Origin of the sequence: Flavobacterium sp. MMS24-S5, assembly GCF_050320125.1 — a bacterium.
GTDB classification, from domain to species: domain Bacteria; phylum Bacteroidota; class Bacteroidia; order Flavobacteriales; family Flavobacteriaceae; genus Flavobacterium; species Flavobacterium tyrosinilyticum.
This window is the reverse complement of sequence record NZ_CP190016.1, coordinates 671,289-689,694: the sequence shown is the minus strand read 5'-3', so window position 1 is coordinate 689,694 and position 18,406 is coordinate 671,289. Positions and strand designations below refer to the sequence as shown.

Genomic DNA, 18,406 nt, shown 5'->3' with positions numbered 1-18,406 from the left:
GTGGTTAGTCATTCAAAACGGCAGTAACCAATGGTCGAAAAATTCCCTCTTTTTGCAGCTCTGTAAAACATGTGAACAGTATTTTCGTCTTGATAAATTGCAGGATTTAAAACACCTAATTCTTCAAAAGTTCGATCTGTTTTTTCTAAAATGACTCCATGTTTTGTAGCTTCCATCGTTATGGTTAAAAATTTTATCTAAAATTACTTTAGTATAGAAGCGGCAATTAATCCAATCGATCAAAAAATTAACTCAAAAGCTTAAACATGGTAATTCTGTAAGGCTTGCAAATAATAGTGAAACTGTTGTGTGCTCTAGCTTTAGTTTAATTTTATAGGGATAATAATTAAGCGTATAGAGTTAATAAGATTTGTAAGAATAAGAGAACTTTGAATCAAACAAAAAAGGCTTATAAAACAGTCATATTAAGAACTTAAAAAATCACTACTATGTTACGTTGGACAGTTATATTTATAATTCTTGCTATTATAGCTGGAATTTTTGGTTTTGGCGGTATTGCTGCTGGAGCTGCAAGCATTGCAAAAGTTTTATTCTTCATTTTTTTAGTCCTGTTTATCATTTCATTAATTACAGGAAGAAGAAAAGTTTAATTTTTTTTATAAAGGTTCAAAGGTTCAGAGTAGCAAAGTTTTGCCTTTGAGCCTTTGTCACTTTCGACCTTTTTTTTAATGCCATTTTTTATAAAGGTTCAGAGGTTCAAAGTACCAAAGCTTCAAAGTTTTTAACCTTTGGGCCTTTGTCACTTTTTCTAATACCATTTAGCGTAATACTTTCTCGTTATAAAAGCAATTGGTATTCCTACGCAGCAAATTACGATTATAATTGATAATAAAAGGGGAAAGTCTAATTTCTTTTCTGGTAAAACAGGAAATACAATGGGCAGAACAACAAGATTCATGATGACCCAAATAAAGAACCCGTATGAGACTCCCGACAGTAAAGTATTTATTTTAAAAAATGGGATATAAGGGAAAATCTTAAAATAAAACCAGGCAAAAATAAAAGCAATTAAGAAATGAAGTCCTAAACCCACAAAAGTCATTTCTGTACCTGCCGTGTAGGCTTCTTTTTTAAAAATACCGCTTGCAATAGATTGTAAAATTTTTTCTGCTGTTGTTTTATGTAATATTCCTGCATAAATCAAAATAGCGGCAGTGATGTCTAATGTTCCTGCAACTAAACCAGATGAAACAATGGTTCTAACTTTTGATCTCATAAAAATAGTTTTAGTTAAATACTGCTCTATTATTTTTTAATGTATTCGTAAATCGATTGTAACTGATGCGTATGTCTCTGCGTATGTACAATGGCAAAATGAAGCCATTCATAAATGGTGAAATGTTCAAATCCAGGTATTTTAGCGTCCAGACAAGTAAGCGTTAAATCGTATGTTTCTGCTGCTTCAAACAAATCATTTTGTATTTTTTTGATAGAAGCTAACAGAGTACCTTTTTCATATTCTATATCTGGGGGCTTTATATTTTCGGGTGATTGGTATTTGGTAGCGAAGTCTAAAAATATAGCGTCTAGAGCTTTTACGTTTTCATCAGGTTCTCTAGTTGTTTTTTCTGTTTTTCCTGCAAAAAGCATAGTCAAACCAGAGCAGGCCAGAATAATATGCTGTGTGGTTTGACCAGCAGTCCAGCTCCCTTCAAACGGAACAATGTTGATTTCTTCTTTTGAAAAAGAGGAAACTAAATCGTGCAATTTAGTGTAGGTTTCCAGTATGGTATTTTGAATAGCGCTCTTCATTTTTTTTAATTTTAGAAATAGAAAATTCGACAGTTTATGTTTACCGATTGGTTTATTATAAAACCTCAGTACATTATCTGTGAAATTTAATTTATAGAATTAGGGAAACTGGTACTCTTTCAAATATACAATAAAAAATATTAAAATACTATAAATCAAGTATTTGAGAAGTGTTAATTTTTTAAGGAAGGGCTTCGCAGAAGTAACCGTGCGAATTTAAAATATCGATAATTTTTGTATTCGAAAAATCGGGTGCATGAATACGGAGGATTTTGTCGCAATCTTCTAAATCGAAGTTGATCGAGCTGTCTGGATAATGCTCAAGAAGCTTCTCAATGATGATCGAACATTGAGTAGCTTCTTGAACATTTGTTTTAAAAACTTCAATCATAAAGTTTTGGTTGTTAGAGTGCTATGTTTTTATAACGATGTATTCTATGATATGTTACATACGATACAATTAAAACGGCAAAAACGATTAGAGGGAAGAATCCTTGAAAACCGATTCCGTCTACCGCAAAATGACTTATCGAAGCAAAAATAAAATCGAAAGCAAATCCTGCATACGCCCATTCTTTTATTCGTCCCGGAACTTGTGGAATAATTAAAGCTAAAACTCCGAGAATTTTAAATACAACTAATGCATTTCCAAAATACTCTGGATATCCTAGATGTTTGATTCCTTCCTTGGCCAATTCAGTTTGAGAGGTTAAGGCTGGCATAACGCCTTCGAATAGAAAGATTAAAATAGTAGTAGTCCAAAAAATAATTTTTGTTGTTTTCATTGGGTATTTGTTTTAAATGGTTGTTAGTTAATGTATTACAAATATACTATTCTTATTTTTTCATGAAATACCTATTTATGACTATTTTGGGGGCATTTGGGACAAGATTTTGATTTTGGATTTTAGAATGTAGATTTTAGAATATAGAATATAGAATATGGATTTTAGATTGAAAATAGTTCTCGCAAAGGCGCGGAGTCTCAAAGTTTAAAGGTTCAAAGCTACAAAGGGTTACAGGTTTTTAGTGTCTTCCTGAGCGAAGTCGAAGGATCGCATGCTGAATCTATTTAGTGTGCTTAACTGTGCGAGTGCTTCGACTTCGCTCAGCATGACATTAAATGAGGAAAAAAATGGGTGAGAAGTATTTGCAAAGTAATTCAGTTTGTCATCCCGAGGAACGAGGGATCTCCGCAAGTAGCTCGACAAAGTATTGTCTTCCTGAGCGAAGTCGAAGGATCGCATGCTGAATCTATTTAGTGTGCTTAACTGTGCGAGTGCTTCGACTTCGCTCAGCATGACATTAAATGAGGAAAAAATGGGTGAGAAGTATTTCTTGCAAAATAACCAGTCTAGTTTGTCATCCCGAGGAACGAGGGATCTTCGCAAGTAGCTCGACAAAGTATTGTCTTCCTGAGCGAAGTCGAAGGATCGCATGCTGAATCTATTAAGTGTGATTAACTGTGCGAGTGCTTCGACTTCGCTCAGCATGACATTAAAAAATGAAGAATAATAATTAAAATTCAATAAAAATAGCTCACACAAAGACGCGAAGTCGCAAAGAAAAATAACTTAAAAAAGTAAACTTTGCGACTTCGCGTCTTTGCGAGAGAATTAATTTGCTGATAAATTGGAATTTGGATTTTAAAATTTGGAATTTAACTCAGTTGGTAATTCGTAATAGTAAACAAATCCTCAAAACCTAATCTGGTATAAATGCCTTTTCCTAAAGCAGAAGCTTGTAGTTGTGCATATTCACAATTGGCATCAATGGCTTCGTTGATGGCGAATTTCATGATTTCTTCTGCAAAACCTCTTTTGCGCATTTCTGGAATAACACCAACGCCGTGAATTCCCATTGTTTCTCCGGTTTGAAAAAGTGTCAGTGTTCCAATCGCTTTTCCTTCAAAATGCACCAAATAAAATTTGACATTTTCATAATTATGAACCAGTGTTTCTTTGCTAATAACATAACTAAAAGATAGCGGATAAATATCTGACCAGGTTTTGGAATCTTCTTCATTTAGAACTCTTTTGAAAGCAAGGTTGCTTTGAAGAGGAAATTTTCCACCTAATTTTAAAGCCATTGCTACAAGCTGAATACGGATATTAAAGCCGTTTTTTTCAAAAAATGATTTTGAATTGCTGCCAAAAATATCCCAGTATGGAATAACCAAACCTGGATTTTTCTCCATGATTTCCATAATCTGCGGAAAGTTTTCTTCGGTAATATCTTCTCGAAACCATAATCTATTGGGCCAGCCTGAATTTTTTATTTGACTGAATTGGAATGGATCATTTTTATGATAAGAAAGGAGAGGAGTTGCAACAGTTTTCCAAAGTGTGGTAAGATTGTCAATATTGTCTTTGATGAGATCTGTATTTTTCATTTTTTTTGGATATCGAATTTAAATCTAAAACAAAGATAAAACTAGCTTTCCTGAAAAACCTTTACATATGTTGATTTACAAATCTTTTTCTAGACTTTTTCTAATTCGGCTTAACTGCGTTGGAGTAATGCCTAAATGCGATGCAATGTGCAATAGCGGAACACGATCTGCTAGGTCAGGATGTTTTTCAAGAAGTGTGATATATCTTTCTGTGGCATTTTGCATAACGAGTGCGACTTCTCTTTGTTCTTTTTCGATAATCCAATGCCTTTCTAAGTGAGCGATATAGAAGTTTTTAAGATCGTCGGTTTCGTTAATGAATTCCATGTATTTTTTATAATTGATATTGATTACAATGGAATCTTCTAAAGCTTCGATAGTAAAATTGGAAGGTGTTTGAAGCATCAATGAAACTTTAGAACCCGCAAGATAATTTTCGAGAAAGAGGTTTTTGTTATAGAAATTTCCTTCTTCATCGGTTATAAAAGCTCGCAAAACTCCTTTTGCAATAAAATGAAGATTTTTGGCAATTTCTCCATTTCGTAATAGTGATTCTCCTTTTTTAAGCGTTTGAAAACTGGTGATACTTTCAATTAGTTTCCAAGATTTTTCGGAAATAGGATAATAGCTTTCAATAGTCTGTTTTAGATTATTTAGGTATGTTTCTTTATTGAAAGTCATTTTTTTTAGGGTTTGCAGCGAAGGCGTTAGGACACAAAGTTTTTGTTGCCACGAATTTCACAAATTTCCACGAATTATTTTTATAAATGTTTTCGAATAAAAAAGAAACTGAAAATTAATGATCAGCATAGAGAAATCTTTGAGACTTAGCGCCTTTGTGGCAAATAAAAAAAACCGCTAAAAAAACAAAAAGCTTTATAGCGGTTTCTCAAAAGAATAGTAATTATTAGCATTAATCAGCATAATGATAAATACTTCTTTTAACTGTATTATCTATTTTTTCTAGCGTCACTTCGGTTACACCACCTGCATAATTCATCGTAATCGCTACTTTGTTTTTAGTTATTTCATAATCAATAGACATTAATCCGTCTTTATTTACTTCAATAGATTTTTTTTCTGTTGGAAGAGTGGTCAAATAGTACTCTGACTCATCTACTTCTTTATTTTTAATGATATTTTGGTAAACCTGGTTAATATCTGTATCCTTTAGAATACATTCTCTTCCAGATCCCATTTCAACTTCTATATCTTTACAATCTCCTTCTTCTGGACTTTCCTCTTTTATTTCTTTTTTGGCTACGGTAATAGTATCAGCTTGGGTTTTAGCTGATTCTAATTCTTGTTCTGAACTGTTTTGTTTGCAACTTGTAAATAGTAAAGCTAAAAGCGCAAAAAATGCTATTTTCTTCATTAGTTTAAATTTGTTTAATTGATATTTTCTGCCACGAAAGCGCTAAAACACTAAGTTTTATTGTTCAAAAGTAAGAAAATAAGTTAAGATTTATTGTTTTTTTCAGAAAGAGAAATCGCACGAAATGAGGCAAGAGGATTTAATTGCTGTTTAGAGCTTGTAGAGCAGATTTATCGTTTCTAGCGATTACTTTTCATCTCCTTTAGCTGCACTCAAAAGGACACAAATAAGATAAAAATCCGTTTAATGTCCAATCCCGAAAGCATTGAGACTACAAGAAATTTAAAAAAAACTTTGAGCCCTAGCGCCTTCGTGGCAAATAAAAAAAACAAAAAACGCCATGAAACCCAAAGGTTCCACAGCGTTTTCATCTCAAAAAATAAATAATTAACGGGTAATGTAACAGGTATTATTTCCAGCCTCCGCCTAGAGCGCGGTACAAATCTGTATTAGCTGTAAGTTGTTGTCTTTTGATATCAGCAAGTTCCAATTCGCTTTGCAATAAATTGGCCTGCGCAGTTAAAACTTCAAGATATTCTGCCATACCATTTTTGAATAAAAGGTTAGCATTTTTAATTGCTTGCTGCAATGTTTTTACTTTTTCTTTTAAGAAAGTTTCCTGTTGTTGTAATTTCTCTACTTTAACCAAAGCATCCGAAACTTCGCTTACAGCAACCAAAACTGATTGTCTAAAACTTAAAACCGCTTTTTCTCTTTCCGCGACAGCGATATTATATTGTGTTCTCACTCTTTTGTTATTTAAAAGAGGTTGAGTTAGCCCGCCTGCAACAGTTCCGAACAATGAAGCTGGAATGTTGAACCAATTGCTGGTTTCGAAAGAGTTTAAGCCGCCTTGAGCCGTAATTCTGAGAGCTGGGTATAAATCCGCTTTCGTGATACCGACATTTGCATTAGCCGCTTTAAGAGCCAATTCGGCACTTTTTACATCAGGTCTTCTGCTTACTAAGGCAGATGGAACTCCAATTGCTGTATTGTGTTTTACTTCAATTGCACTTAATTGAATAGATCTTTCTTTAGAATTTGGAAAAGAACCTGTTAAAACACTCAAAGCGTTTTCCTGAATTGCAATATTTTGTTCCAATAACGGAATCAATTGTGCTGAGTTTAATTTCTGTGCTTCCGATTGTTGAATCGCCAAAGTGGTTACCTGACCCGCATCGTATTTTAATTTGATAATATTCGTTGTACTATCATTTAAACGAAGGTTTTGTCTGGCAATATCCAATTGTGCATCCAGCATCAAAAGATTATAATATCCTCTAGAAACATTAGCGACAATATTGGTCTGCAATGCTTTTTTTACTTCTTCAGATTGAAGATATCCTGCGTAAGCCCCTTTCTTTTGGTTTCTGATCTTTCCCCAAATATCAGCTTCCCAAGAAAGAGAAGCTCCAGCAGAATAGTCGTCAATATGTTTAGCTCCAATTGCCTGATTTAAGTTCAATCCCGTAAAACTATTGTCAGACGGATTGCTTGTACTTGCGTTTACAAATAAGTTAACCTGAGGTACATTTCCCCATTTTGACTGCGTAAAACGGTATTGCGCAATTTCGATGTTCTTTTCGGCAATCTGAAGGTCGTTGTTTCTCGCAACGGCACTGTCAATTAATTTTATAATATCTTTTTCTGTAAAGAAATTTTTCCACTCCAAATCGGCAATACTGGTTGTATCACTCGAAACCGATGCATTCCTGAAATTCTCAGGAAATGCATCTTTTGGAGTTTCAATATCCTTTGAGACTTTACAGGATATTAAAGTCGTGATCAGAATGGCGAAGGTCACGATTTTGGTTATATGATTTTTCATTAGTGTTTTTATTAAATTTTTTATCCGTTGGGTGTTGTTTTTTTAAACACATAGAAACATAGTTTTTTGAAGGTTTTAAAAGAGGCGTTTCACTAGATTAAATACACATAGTTTTGCTATGTGTGGAAACTAGTTTCTTTTATTCTCTTTTTTTGACATAAAAAATCTATGTCTCTATGTGTTAAAACATTTTTTCATCCCTGAAGGTTAAATTTCTGTACAAGTATCTTTTCTAGTTTCTAGATCTCTTGAGATTCTGTACGATATATATCCGATGCCAAATATGATGGCGACAAGAATGGTTGTTATATAGTTTTCCATTTATTATTTTTCTTCGTTATGAATTACAGCGATTGGTTTTCCGCTCACTTTTTCTTGTAAATGCTGGAAGATGATAAATAAAACAGGAATAATAAATAATCCTAGAATTACTCCCGAAAGCATCCCTCCAGCTGCCCCAATACTGATGGAGTGGTTACCTTGTGCAGATGGGCCTTTGGCACTCATCATTGGCACTAAACCTACCACAAAAGCAAGAGACGTCATGATAATTGGTCGCAAACGTAATTTTGCTGCCATGATTGAAGCTGCTACTAAACCTTGTCCTGATCTTCTTCGCTGCGCCGCAAATTCTACAATCAAGATGGCATTTTTGGCGAGAAGCCCGATCAGCATGACAAGAGCAACTTGTACGTAAATATTGTTTTCAATTCCAGTTAAACCAATAGCAACGAATACTCCAAAAATACCTGCAGGGATCGATAAGATAACGGCTAGAGGAAGGATATAACTCTCATACTGTGCAGCAAGTAAGAAATAAATGAATATCAAACACAGTAAGAAAATTGTAGCCGATTGCCCTCCGGAAGAAATCTCCTCACGAGTCTGGCCAGAATTCAAACCCGTAACCTGCAGGTAATTGTTGTGCTGCTACTTCTTCAATGGCTTTAATGGCGTCTCCAGAACTAAATCCAGGTTTCGGAATCGCATTAATCGAAATCGAATTAAATAAATTGTATCTAGAAGCGGTTTCAGAACCATAAATACGGGTTAGTTTAACTAATGTATTTATTGGCACCATTTCGCCTGTTTTGTTTTTTACAAAAACTCTGTCAATTGCTGTAGGATCTGCTCTGTCTTCGATATCGGCCTGAACAACCACACGGTAATATTTACCAAATCGGTTAAAGTCAGATGCCTGTGCACTACCAAAGTATGCTTGCATGGTTTGTAAAATGTCTTTTACATTAACACCCAATTGATTCGCTTTTTCGTCGTTAACTTCTAATTGCAATTGTGGATAATCTGCTTTGAAAGAAGTAAAGGCAACTGCAATTTCTGGACGTTTCATCAATTCGCCGATAAAGTTTTGAGAAATACCGCTGAATTTATCCAGTTTTCCTCCTGTTTTATCCTGAAGAACTAAATCTAAAGCCTCAACGTTACTAAATCCTGGAACAGTTGGGAAACTGAATACGAAGAAACTTCCGCCAGAAATAGCGCCCAGTTTACCGCGAACCTGATTCATGATTTCGTCAATGTTTTTTACTTCTCCACGTTCTTCGTTTGGTTTAAGCAATACGAAAACTACTGCAGAAGATGGACTTGTAGAGTTGGTCAATAAGTTGAAACCTGAAATTGCGGTTACAAATCGTGAAGCGTCTAATGCTTTTAAAGTATTCTCAGCTTCAGTCATTACTTTTTGAGTTCCGTCCAATGATGTTCCAGATGGCGTATTTACTGCAATCGCAATAAATCCTTGATCTTCTGTTGGAATAAACCCTTGAGGAGTTGTTTTTACCATTACCACTGTTGCCAATGTAATTAAAGCCAATCCGCCTAAACTCAACCATTTTCTTCTGATTAAGAATTTAAGTCCGCCTGTGTAACGGTTTGTCAACGATTCAAAACTACTGTTGAAAGCGCTAAAGAATTTCTCTTTAAATCCTTTTTTTACATAAGGCGTGTCCTGATCGTGAGCTCCGTGATTATCTTTTAAGAATAATGCCGCAAGCGCCGGACTCAATGTTAAGGCATTTACTGCCGAAATTACAATTGCAATTGCCATTGTAAAGGCAAACTGACGATAGAAAACTCCTGTAGAACCTTCCATAAAACCAACCGGCAGGAATACAGCAGCCATTACCAGCGTAATCGAGATAATAGCACCCGTTATTTCGTGCATTGCTTCATGGGTTGCGACTTTTGGAGACAAGCGTTTATGCTCCATTTTCGCATGCACCGCTTCGACTACCACAATGGCATCATCGACCACAATACCAATCGCCAGAATTAATGCGAAAAGTGTTAAAAGGTTGATCGAAAATCCGAATAACTGCATGAAGAAGAACGTTCCTAAAATTGCTACAGGTACAGCAATGGCCGGGATTAATGTTGATCTAAAATCTTGCAAGAAGATAAATACCACAATAAATACCAGTATAAAAGCTTCTATTAACGTATGTTCAACCTGTTCGATAGATTGGTCAAGAGATACTTTTGTACTATAGAAAATATTGTGTTTGATTCCTTTTGGAAAATCTTTAGAAGCCTTTTCCATCATTTTGTTAATGGCAATCTGAATATCATTTGAGTTAGATCCAGCTAACTGAATAACCCCAATTACAATTCCTTTTTTACCATTTAAACGAGTTAAACTGTTGTAAGAGTAAGCACCCAATTCAACTCTCGCTACATCTTTTAAGCGAAGTACTGAGCCATCTGCATTAGAACGTATAGCAATATTTTCATAATCTTCTGGTTTAGTTAATTTCCCTTTGTATTTAATAACGTATTCAAAAACTTCTTTGCTTCGCTCTCCAAATTTCCCTGGAGCCGCTTCCAAACTTTTGTCTTGAATAGCACCCATAACCTCACTTGGAGTCACTTTATAAGTTGACATTTGTGTTGGATTCAACCAAACACGCATAGAGTAATCTTTTACACCACCAAAAATACTAGCAGAACCCACACCTGGTATACGTTTTAGTTCCGGAATAATATTAATCTGTGCATAATTGGCCACAAACGTCTGATCGTATTTTGCTTCATCATCAGTGTACATACCAATTGCCATGATGAAACTGTTTTGCTGTTTCGCCGTCACAATACCTTGTTGTACAACCTCTGCAGGAAGCTGGCTGGTTGCCTGAGCAACACGGTTTTGTACGTTTACCGCAGCCTGATCGGCATCTGTACCCAGTTTAAAGAAAACTGTAATAGCCAAAGTACCGTCGTTACTGGCTGTAGAACTCATGTACGTCATGTTTTCTACACCATTTATAGATTCTTCGATAGAAGGTGCCACAGAACGCAAAACCGTTTCTGCGTTGGCTCCCGGATATACCGCCGTTACCAAAACCGATGGTGGCGCAATATCAGGAAACTGTTGTAAAGGCAGTTTAGTTAAACCCAATACCCCCAGAATTACCAATAAAATGGAAATTACGGTTGCCAGTACAGGTCTTTGTATAAATATTTTGAACATTATTTCTTCTGATTATTTTTTGTTAGTTACTTCGGCAACTTTAGTTGATTTTTCAGGCTGAATCGCTTGGCCGTCCTGAAGTTTGTCAATACCGCTTAACACGATTTGGTCGCCAGTTTTTACACCTTCTTTAATTAAATAATTGGTTCCGCTTTTACCTACAACTGTAATAGGCATTTTAGTTACTTTGTTGTCTTTGCCTACTGTGAAAACAAATACTTTGTCCTGCATTTCAACTGTAGCAGACTGCGGTACTAAAATCGCATCGTCATGGTTTAATCCTAAACGGATTCTTCCTGTGTTTCCAGAACGTAACGTTCCGTTTGCATTTGGGAAAGTTGCTCTAATTGTGATGGCTCCTGTAGTTTTATCAAACTGACCGTCAACCATATCAATTTTTCCGGTTTGAGGATAAGCGTTGTTATCAGCTAAAATCAAAGTAACTGGAGGTAATTTTTTGATTTTATCACCAAGAGAACTTCCTTTGTATTGCTCTTTAAAGTTGATGAAATCAGTTTCACCCAAAGAGAAATAAGCAAACACTTCGTGTACATCAGATAAAGTAGTAAGTGCTTCAACATCAGAAGCAGAAACTAAACTTCCTTGTTTTTTAGGCAGTCTTCCTATGTAGCCGCTTACTGGAGCAGTTACGTTGGTATATCCTAAATTGATTTTAGCAGAACCTACCATTGCTTTTGCCTGTTCGATATTGGCAGCAGCAATTTTTTGTGAAGCTTTAGCTGTTTTTAACTGATAATCAGAAACTACTTTGTTCTGAACTAGCGGAGTCAATTTGTCAACTTCTAAATTAGCGTTGATTAAAGCCGCTTCTGCTGCATGAAGACTTGCTAAAGCATTGTTTAACTGCTCGCGAAACGGACGCTCATTGATTTTAAATAAAGTTTGTCCTTTACTTACATAAGCACCTTCGTCAACAAAAATTCTGTCTAGGTTTCCGCTTACTTGAGGACGAATCTCAACATCAACAGTTCCTTGTATAGAAGCAGGGTATTCAGCATCAGTAGTGGTATTGGCACTTGTGATTGCTAAAACTGGTAAAACCGGTGGAGGTGGAGCAGTAGGCGCTTGATTTTTGTCGCCACAGCTGCTTAATACTAAGGCCAGAATAAAACTGGTTATAATTACATTTTTCATTTTCATAGTGGTTTTAATTGGTTGAACATTTTCTCGGATAAAATTCTTTGGTATTCTGGCATTCTCGGGATTCATATTTAATTGAATTAAATTATCTAACGTTGTTAAGTAAAAGTGCACAAATTTCCATACAGTAAGCCTTTCCAATTCTATTTCGAATCAGTATTAAATTATCTAACGATGTTAAGTAAAAGTCTAAAAAAAGAGCTTTTATTACCTTTATTAAATTTTCTAACAGTGTTAAGCGAAAGTTATAAAAAAAAGGATTTTATATTATCCCGTTTAAATTATTTTACACTGTTAAGTAAAATTGGAAAATTTTTTATTGTATAGATTTTATGATACCACCAATGGCATCCTTCAAAATCTGAGCATTTATTGTTTCTAAAATATCACTCTTGTTAATGATGTTGATGGCGATTAAACCATGAATAACAGAAAAGAAAGTAAAATATTTTTGTTTAATGATATCTTGACTCGGATTACTGTCTTTCATTACTTCAGCAATAACCTGAGTGAATAATTTGTAAGGTCCCTCTTGAGCCGAACATCGCTGTGCGCAACACGTCATTTGAACACCAAACATCAGTTGATATAATTCAGTATTAGTAAAAGCAAAGTCCCAGTAAGTCATCCACATGGCTTCTAATTGATCTTCGGGTTTTTCAAACCTATCAATTGCAATTTGCAGTTCTTTTGTCAGTTTGATAAAACCTTTGCCTGTTAGTTCTTCTAATATTGCTTCTTTATTCGAGAAATATTCATAAATAATAGGAGCAGTATATTCGATTCTGTCGGCAATTTTACGCATACTCAAACCATTCCAGCCTTCTTCTTTTACGATATCATAAGCCGCGCCAAGGATATTATTCCTTGTCTCTTCTTTTTGTCTTAAAATTCGATCTTTGCTAGCCATTGTATTCAAGTATTAAATCGTTTAACACTGTTAGGCAAATGTATGGCAGATTTTCGAATTTCAAAATATTTTTATCATAATATTTTCTTATCGTACAATAAGTGTTTTTAAAATTCTTTTCGAGGTCCTTATTTTATTGAACTTTTAATTGATGTATTTTTTTTTGGAGCAGATGTTTTTCGACTTTCAAGACCATTTGTCCTGCTCTTCACTATATCTTTTATGCCGAACCCCGGCATAAAAGGATGCCGTTTCGATCAGGGCTAGGAGAGAACATGTATTTTTCGTTAGAACTTTGATAAAATTTCAAACTTTGACAAAGTTGACAAGAACGATTCTCTTCCCATAAAATTCCGGAGGAATGAAATATTTATAGATTGTTGGATACGCGGTTTACAAAAAAGCTCCAGCGGAGCGATATATTCATTATCGTAAATCTAAAAATGTTTCGCCCTGCTAGGGCTCTTTTAAAAAGGGAATCAAACCATCTATAAATATTTCGTCCCTCTGGGACTTTTTTAGAAAATGATTTTAATGTTGATTTTGTCATCCTGAGGAACGAAGGATCACACTCACAAGTCGACAAAGATTAGAATTTCACAAATAAACAAAACACAAAATTCTCATCCCGTGTAATTCTGGAGGAATGAAATATTCATAGATGGTTTGATACGCGGTTTACAAAAAGCTCCAGCAGAGCGACATATTCATTATCGTAAATCTAAAAATATTTCGCCCTGCTAGGGCTCTTGTAAATTGAGAATCATTATTTCTATAAATATTTCGTCCCTCTGGGACTTTTGTAGAAAATGATTTTAATGTTGAGTTTGTCATCCTGAGGAACGAAGGATCACACGCGCAAATCGACAAAGATTAGAATTTCACAAATAAACAAAGCACAAAATTCTCATCCCGTATAATTCAGGAGGAATGAAATATTTATAGGTTAATGGATACGCGGTTTAAAAAAAAGCTCCAGCGGAGCGACATATTCATTATCATAAATCTAAATATGTTTCGCCCTGCTAGGGCTCTTGTAAAAAGGGAATCATTATTTCTATAAATATTTCGTCCCTCTGGGACTTTTGTAGAAAATGATTTTAATGTTGATTTTGTCAGGCTGAGCGAAGTCGAAGCCTCGCAATGATAATCGACAATTCTTATTTTACAGGATATTTTTCTGGATTTTGTGAAGTATGAAAAACAGCATTTAAAAATACCATTTTTGATAATTCATCAACTATAAAAAATGCTACGTATGGAAATTTGGTAAATGGAAGGTAGCGATAATTATTATCGTGAAATTGATAAAAAGGATTTATCTGTAAGGCTTTATAAGCCTTTTTATAATCATTAAGAAAATTCAGGGCAACTTTTTTGCTAACTTTTAAAATACAATATTCTACTGCTTCCTCAATATTTTTTAATGCAATTGGAGAAACAATAATCTTATAATTCATACTTCTTTTTTAAATCGGTATAAACAGAGTCAGCATCAGTGTAAAGATTTTTATCTGAAATAACTTGATCATTTAATATATTCTGTTGTTCTTCAGATAAGTCATATGGTTTTACATTTGCTATCTCAAATTTGATCTTTAGTGCTTTCATAAAAGCTTTTACAGCTTCAATTTGAGAAGCGTCTTCTGTATACGCTGTGATGTTAATTGCTTGCATGATATTATTTACTAAAGTTAATCAACAAAGTTAAGACAAAAGTCTAATTTCCATGTTAATCTCTATGATTTATTTATTTCTTTATTACTGTGAATTGCATTTTTTCGTAACATTACAACAAAAAATGATGAAAACGCTAACTATCCTAAAAACCACAATTGCAGTTTTATTTTTCCAGCAGACTTATTCTCAGGAAACCAAAAAAGAAACTACAGCACCACAATACACAATTGAAAACTGTGTCAATCATTTTGATATAAACAAAGCAACCAAAACGAAGGTTGGTTATCAATATTGGTTTGCCAATAAAGATTTCACTCAGGAAAACACTTTAAAAATGAGCATTGTCGAACCTGGAAAATCGACGCACGCACCACATCATCATCCGGAAGAAGAATTTTTCTATATCTTAGAAGGGACAGCTGAATTCTTTTTGGACGGAAAAACCGTTACAGCTGTTCGAAATACCAGTTTCTATTGTCCGCCAAATGCCGAGCACGGAATTAGCAATGCAGGGAAAACAGATTTGAAATATTTGGTCATTAAAAAAGATTTGAGGTAAAAAATCTTTTGTAATATCTTTTAACAGCTGCGCAAATGTCTCTGACTTTACGCAGCTGTTCGGGAGGCTATTGAATATTTTATTTACTTCAATACCACAACTTCTTCTGGAATCATAAACAAAAGCGTACAGCCAGTTCTAGAAAATACAGAATGCGCGCTTCCTGGAGGCATGTACAAATAATCGCCAGCTTTTAATTCGTCTTTTCCAGAGCGTACTTCGCCTTCTAGAACATAAATTTCCTCGCCAGCGGGATGCACGTGATTTGGGTACGACGCGCCGGGCTCAAATTTTAAAAGAAAAGTAGGTGGACGGTTAGTAGCTGCATCAAAGCGCAATACTTTAGCATAAATTCCGTCTGTTTTTACACCTTCTTCTTGAAGTGGTTTCCACTCTAATTCATTGCTTTTTGTGATTTTAGTTTCCATAATTATTCAAATTTAATTAGTTAATTTTTCAAAAGATATTCATCCAAACTCCATCGGTATTTGTCGGCGGTTGCTAAGAGAAAAGCGCTCATAGAAAAGACAAATACAGAATAATCAAGAGGATCTTTTATTCCGAAAGAATAAGTCATTGCCAGCGCAAATAGAAAAGTTAAGATAGAAACGCCAATGGCAGTTTTTCTGGTTTGATATCCAATCAGCAATAAAACAGCAAATAAGGTCTCCAGAAAAGTGCTGATAATTGCAATTGACGGAATAAAACTTTTAGGTAAAAAAGAATTTACTTGTTCGGCGTACGCCAGAAAATTTTCCCATCCCGAAGATTGTTTCCCTAATAAACCCAACCGACTCGAAACCGCAGACAAAAATCCAATTGCCATTACGATTCGTAGAAGCAAAATGGCATAATCCTGATATCTTTTCATAAACTATTTTATTAGTAATTAATCAGATACAAAGATCAGGCAGCAACTCTTTTTAAAGAATAGAGAATCTTGGAAAAAGCATGTAATGGAACATTCTGTGCGATTTATTTAAACACATAGAAACATAGAATTGTAGTCGTAAAAAAAGGCGTTTCACTTGTTTAAACAAACATAGCTATGTGTTGAGAAACTAGTTTCTCTTTTATATTCTTTTAAGCGCATCTAAAATCTTATGTTTCTATGTGTTAAAAAAACAATCGCTACAATTGAACAACTTTCTCCTTATAAGATTTAGGAGAAATATTCGTGTGTTTTTTAAAGAAGTTTGAAAAATAGAAAGGATCATTAAAACCTAAAGCATAAGCGGTTTCTTTTACCGATAATTTCTCATAAGTAAACAAACGTTTTGCTTCAGAAATTATCAGTCCAAAAATGATATTTTGAGCTGTTTTATTGCAATGCAGTTTAGAGAGTTCGTTTAGTTTGGCTTCGGTTGTGCCGATTAAATTGGCAATTTCATTTACCGAAAGATTTTTGTCAAAATTCCCTCGAATGGCTTCAAGGAAATGAAGAAACAAAGCATCTGGTTTGTAGATTTCTTCTCCTAGTTTTATTTTCGAACGATTGATTTCGATTAAAATCAATTGAATTCTAGAATGAATAGAGATGAGGTATTGATACGGTTTTTGTGCAATTTCCTGCTGAATAAGCTGTAAAGCATCGACAACCAATTTGTCGTCATCTACTTTTATCACTTCATTCATTGCAAAATGGCAGAACAAACTGTTGTGGAAAATAAGCTCGATGTCGTTATCATTTTTGCAGAAAAAATCATAGGTAAATTCGAGAACAAATCCGGTTGCGTTGTTGCTGTTTTTTATAAAATGAATTTGACCAGACGTTATCGTTAAGACCGAATTTTTTGTGATTAGATATTCGTTTTCATCTACCGAAAGCGTTATTTCGCCAGATGTACAAAAAAGAAGGACATATTTTAATACACGCCGAGGATGTTTTAAATCTTCTGCCTGTTCAAACGTCTTTATATCAATCATTTGTTTTTTTATTTAATCGCAATCGCGATAGCTATCGATAGCTAAAATAGTATTTTGAGAATTTATTTTACTTCTTTCGTAATATCAATCTGCATGCCTTTCAAAATAATTAGAAGCCATTTCTACAATTGTCTCCTTTGTTGTAAAACTGTACTGTACTCCGTGATTAAGTGTATAGGAATCTCCAAGCTCTGGATGATGTTGTTTTCCGTCTATATGAAATGAATCTAGAACTGACAGCCAGAGATTACGCTGCTGGTCTCTAAAATAGAATTGGTCTCTATCTGAAACAACTAAGATTGTCCCGTTGTCATTGTCGAGAATCGAAGTATTGTTGCTGCCCTCATAGTCACCCATAATAGTAATATTGGTGCTGTATTTTTTGGACGTTAATTCTGTGATTTTTTTTGTTAGTGGCATAAGAGTTAGAATTTGATTTGTCTTTGAAACAGTAAAATTAAAATTACACATTTTACTAATAGTATTCTAAAAGTTTTTTTAAAAGTTAAAAGTTTTGAATAAAAAGAGTAGTTTTCAAAAAAAGCAAATAAAAAGGACAGCGACCAATGAGGTGCTGTCCTTGAGTAAATTGCAAAAAAAAATAGAATTGATATTTCTAAGAATGTGTAAAGTAATTTGTAATCTGCCAGAAAGAAAACATAATAAAAGTCATTCGTTTACAACATCATCTTTCATAGTCTCTTTGCTGACAATTTTGTCTATTAATATGAATAATAATAGGATTTCTGCCATCTAAATCTCTTTTTCCGCGACCTGATAAACCAATGGTTATTGTATCTGGCTTTTTAGATTTTATTTCTTTCGGACTTACATACGTATACATTCCATATCCATGTCCAGAAACAATCCAGCCTTCTGTATTTTTTAAATCGGTGACATCAAAATCTTCTGATCGTTCTGTGTAAACGGGACCAAACTCTTTTATCAATTTTAATGCTTTACGCTCTAAATTGGAAATTTCATCTGCATGTTCAAAAATGATATACGTTCCGTTTTTAAACAAAACCCAATCCTGAAATTTCGGATTGATACTAAGTCTGACATGATGCAGTAACTCCGTTTCTGTTATTTCGCCAGCTTCTTTATGCTCAGCTTTCTGTTTCATAAAAAGAAAATTTAAAAAAGAATACTATGGGTTTTAAAGCACTTAATTGATGTTTTGTAAAATGTGTTTTTTAAATAATGCGCCCTTAAAAGTTTTAATTGTATCATTTTAGGGTATTTTTACGATTCGTTGTATTTCAATAAAAGCACCTTATAAACCAAATGTCTAAAGGTGCTTTTTCAATTTATA

The 18,406-nt window shown here is 34.3% G+C and carries 20 protein-coding genes and 1 pseudogene; 2 read left to right on the top strand and 19 right to left on the bottom strand.

What is annotated here, in order from left to right; all coding sequences use genetic code 11:
• Window positions 1-8 precede the first annotated feature (8 nt).
• Complete coding sequence (locus ACPWTF_RS02955) at window positions 9-176, bottom strand: hypothetical protein (RefSeq protein WP_427874331.1); 168 nt, start codon at window positions 174-176, stop codon at window positions 9-11.
• 273 nt (window positions 177-449) lie between these two features.
• Between ACPWTF_RS02955 and ACPWTF_RS02950 the strand changes: the two genes are divergently transcribed.
• A complete protein-coding gene (locus ACPWTF_RS02950) occupies window positions 450-611 on the top strand; it encodes a DUF1328 family protein (RefSeq protein WP_008467744.1) in 162 nt (53 codons plus the stop codon).
• Between the two features lie 158 nt (window positions 612-769).
• On the opposite strand, the gene ACPWTF_RS02945 is transcribed toward ACPWTF_RS02950, so the two are convergent.
• The 13 genes and pseudogenes from ACPWTF_RS02945 to ACPWTF_RS02885 all read right to left on the bottom strand — a co-directional run bounded on the left by ACPWTF_RS02945 (window position 770) and on the right by ACPWTF_RS02885 (window position 14,603).
• Window positions 770-1,237, bottom strand: a complete 468-nt coding sequence (locus tag ACPWTF_RS02945; protein WP_427874330.1) for a DUF1440 domain-containing protein — start codon at window positions 1,235-1,237, stop codon at window positions 770-772.
• 29 nt (window positions 1,238-1,266) lie between these two features.
• The gene (locus tag ACPWTF_RS02940) at window positions 1,267-1,773 is read right to left on the bottom strand and encodes a DinB family protein (RefSeq protein ID WP_427874329.1); all 507 of its coding nucleotides are present in this window, start codon (window positions 1,771-1,773) and stop codon (window positions 1,267-1,269) included.
• 181 nt (window positions 1,774-1,954) lie between these two features.
• Entirely contained in the window at window positions 1,955-2,164 is a 210-nt protein-coding gene (locus tag ACPWTF_RS02935; RefSeq protein ID WP_379801489.1) for a hypothetical protein, read from the bottom strand.
• Between the two features lie 13 nt (window positions 2,165-2,177).
• Entirely contained in the window at window positions 2,178-2,558 is a 381-nt protein-coding gene (locus ACPWTF_RS02930) for a DoxX family protein (protein WP_095931610.1), read from the bottom strand.
• 875 nt (window positions 2,559-3,433) lie between these two features.
• Entirely contained in the window at window positions 3,434-4,165 is a 732-nt protein-coding gene (locus ACPWTF_RS02925) for a GNAT family N-acetyltransferase (protein ID WP_427874328.1), read from the bottom strand.
• Window positions 4,166-4,240: 75 nt separating this feature from the next.
• The gene (locus tag ACPWTF_RS02920) at window positions 4,241-4,846 is read right to left on the bottom strand and encodes a Crp/Fnr family transcriptional regulator (RefSeq protein ID WP_427874327.1); all 606 of its coding nucleotides are present in this window, start codon (window positions 4,844-4,846) and stop codon (window positions 4,241-4,243) included.
• A gap of 232 nt (window positions 4,847-5,078) precedes the next feature.
• Window positions 5,079-5,540, bottom strand: a complete 462-nt coding sequence (locus ACPWTF_RS02915; protein WP_427874326.1) for a hypothetical protein — start codon at window positions 5,538-5,540, stop codon at window positions 5,079-5,081.
• A gap of 409 nt (window positions 5,541-5,949) precedes the next feature.
• Window positions 5,950-7,368 carry a TolC family protein gene (locus tag ACPWTF_RS02910; protein WP_427874325.1) on the bottom strand — a complete coding sequence of 473 codons (1,419 nt, stop codon included), beginning with the start codon at window positions 7,366-7,368 and terminating at the stop codon, window positions 5,950-5,952.
• A 324-nt stretch (window positions 7,369-7,692) separates the two neighbouring features.
• A pseudogene (locus tag ACPWTF_RS02905) lies at window positions 7,693-10,855 on the bottom strand (efflux RND transporter permease subunit).
• A gap of 12 nt (window positions 10,856-10,867) precedes the next feature.
• Window positions 10,868-12,085, bottom strand: coding sequence for an efflux RND transporter periplasmic adaptor subunit (locus ACPWTF_RS02900; RefSeq protein WP_427874324.1), 1,218 nt, complete (start codon window positions 12,083-12,085; stop codon window positions 10,868-10,870).
• Between the two features lie 247 nt (window positions 12,086-12,332).
• Window positions 12,333-12,926, bottom strand: coding sequence for a TetR/AcrR family transcriptional regulator (locus ACPWTF_RS02895; protein ID WP_427874323.1), 594 nt, complete (start codon window positions 12,924-12,926; stop codon window positions 12,333-12,335).
• Window positions 12,927-14,086: 1,160 nt separating this feature from the next.
• Complete coding sequence (locus ACPWTF_RS02890; protein ID WP_427874322.1) at window positions 14,087-14,386, bottom strand: type II toxin-antitoxin system RelE/ParE family toxin; 300 nt, start codon at window positions 14,384-14,386, stop codon at window positions 14,087-14,089.
• Complete coding sequence (locus ACPWTF_RS02885; protein ID WP_427874321.1) at window positions 14,376-14,603, bottom strand: DUF2683 family protein; 228 nt, start codon at window positions 14,601-14,603, stop codon at window positions 14,376-14,378. The genes ACPWTF_RS02890 and ACPWTF_RS02885 overlap by 11 nt, the downstream gene beginning before the upstream one ends.
• A 124-nt stretch (window positions 14,604-14,727) precedes the next feature.
• Here ACPWTF_RS02885 and ACPWTF_RS02880 point away from each other — a divergent pair, with 124 nt between their 5' ends.
• Window positions 14,728-15,165 carry a cupin domain-containing protein gene (locus ACPWTF_RS02880; RefSeq protein ID WP_427874320.1) on the top strand — a complete coding sequence of 146 codons (438 nt, stop codon included), beginning with the start codon at window positions 14,728-14,730 and terminating at the stop codon, window positions 15,163-15,165.
• Between the two features lie 83 nt (window positions 15,166-15,248).
• Here the strand turns inward: ACPWTF_RS02880 and ACPWTF_RS02875 are convergent, their stop codons facing one another.
• The 5 genes from ACPWTF_RS02875 to ACPWTF_RS02855 form a co-directional block, all read right to left on the bottom strand.
• Window positions 15,249-15,593, bottom strand: coding sequence for a dimethylsulfonioproprionate lyase family protein (locus tag ACPWTF_RS02875; protein WP_427874319.1), 345 nt, complete (start codon window positions 15,591-15,593; stop codon window positions 15,249-15,251).
• Window positions 15,594-15,613: 20 nt separating this feature from the next.
• Window positions 15,614-16,036, bottom strand: a complete 423-nt coding sequence (locus ACPWTF_RS02870; RefSeq protein WP_427874318.1) for a DoxX family protein — start codon at window positions 16,034-16,036, stop codon at window positions 15,614-15,616.
• 260 nt (window positions 16,037-16,296) lie between these two features.
• Window positions 16,297-17,091: a helix-turn-helix domain-containing protein gene (locus ACPWTF_RS02865; RefSeq protein ID WP_427874317.1), complete on the bottom strand. Its 795-nt coding sequence runs from the start codon at window positions 17,089-17,091 to the stop codon at window positions 16,297-16,299.
• A gap of 84 nt (window positions 17,092-17,175) precedes the next feature.
• Window positions 17,176-17,511, bottom strand: coding sequence for a hypothetical protein (locus ACPWTF_RS02860; protein WP_250836490.1), 336 nt, complete (start codon window positions 17,509-17,511; stop codon window positions 17,176-17,178).
• A 265-nt stretch (window positions 17,512-17,776) separates the two neighbouring features.
• Complete coding sequence (locus ACPWTF_RS02855) at window positions 17,777-18,217, bottom strand: hypothetical protein (protein WP_427874316.1); 441 nt, start codon at window positions 18,215-18,217, stop codon at window positions 17,777-17,779.
• Between the last annotated feature and the right edge of the window lie 189 nt (window positions 18,218-18,406).

Bases quoted from the DNA above. Each gene is read 5' to 3' on its own strand.
- ACPWTF_RS02955 (WP_427874331.1), bottom strand. From the start codon at position 176: ATGGAAGCTACAAAACATGGAGTCATTTTAGAAAAAACAGATCGAACT.
- ACPWTF_RS02950 (WP_008467744.1), top strand. From the start codon at position 450: ATGTTACGTTGGACAGTTATATTTATAATTCTTGCTATTATAGCTGGA.
- ACPWTF_RS02945 (WP_427874330.1), bottom strand. From the start codon at position 1,237: ATGAGATCAAAAGTTAGAACCATTGTTTCATCTGGTTTAGTTGCAGGA.
- ACPWTF_RS02940 (WP_427874329.1), bottom strand. From the start codon at position 1,773: ATGAAGAGCGCTATTCAAAATACCATACTGGAAACCTACACTAAATTG.
- ACPWTF_RS02935 (WP_379801489.1), bottom strand. From the start codon at position 2,164: ATGATTGAAGTTTTTAAAACAAATGTTCAAGAAGCTACTCAATGTTCG.
- ACPWTF_RS02930 (WP_095931610.1), bottom strand. From the start codon at position 2,558: ATGAAAACAACAAAAATTATTTTTTGGACTACTACTATTTTAATCTTT.
- ACPWTF_RS02925 (WP_427874328.1), bottom strand. From the start codon at position 4,165: ATGAAAAATACAGATCTCATCAAAGACAATATTGACAATCTTACCACA.
- ACPWTF_RS02920 (WP_427874327.1), bottom strand. From the start codon at position 4,846: ATGACTTTCAATAAAGAAACATACCTAAATAATCTAAAACAGACTATT.
- ACPWTF_RS02915 (WP_427874326.1), bottom strand. From the start codon at position 5,540: ATGAAGAAAATAGCATTTTTTGCGCTTTTAGCTTTACTATTTACAAGT.
- ACPWTF_RS02910 (WP_427874325.1), bottom strand. From the start codon at position 7,368: ATGAAAAATCATATAACCAAAATCGTGACCTTCGCCATTCTGATCACG.
- ACPWTF_RS02900 (WP_427874324.1), bottom strand. From the start codon at position 12,085: ATGAATCCCGAGAATGCCAGAATACCAAAGAATTTTATCCGAGAAAAT.
- ACPWTF_RS02895 (WP_427874323.1), bottom strand. From the start codon at position 12,926: ATGGCTAGCAAAGATCGAATTTTAAGACAAAAAGAAGAGACAAGGAAT.
- ACPWTF_RS02890 (WP_427874322.1), bottom strand. From the start codon at position 14,386: ATGAATTATAAGATTATTGTTTCTCCAATTGCATTAAAAAATATTGAG.
- ACPWTF_RS02885 (WP_427874321.1), bottom strand. From the start codon at position 14,603: ATGCAAGCAATTAACATCACAGCGTATACAGAAGACGCTTCTCAAATT.
- ACPWTF_RS02880 (WP_427874320.1), top strand. From the start codon at position 14,728: ATGATGAAAACGCTAACTATCCTAAAAACCACAATTGCAGTTTTATTT.
- ACPWTF_RS02875 (WP_427874319.1), bottom strand. From the start codon at position 15,593: ATGGAAACTAAAATCACAAAAAGCAATGAATTAGAGTGGAAACCACTT.
- ACPWTF_RS02870 (WP_427874318.1), bottom strand. From the start codon at position 16,036: ATGAAAAGATATCAGGATTATGCCATTTTGCTTCTACGAATCGTAATG.
- ACPWTF_RS02865 (WP_427874317.1), bottom strand. From the start codon at position 17,091: ATGATTGATATAAAGACGTTTGAACAGGCAGAAGATTTAAAACATCCT.
- ACPWTF_RS02860 (WP_250836490.1), bottom strand. From the start codon at position 17,511: ATGCCACTAACAAAAAAAATCACAGAATTAACGTCCAAAAAATACAGC.
- ACPWTF_RS02855 (WP_427874316.1), bottom strand. From the start codon at position 18,217: ATGAAACAGAAAGCTGAGCATAAAGAAGCTGGCGAAATAACAGAAACG.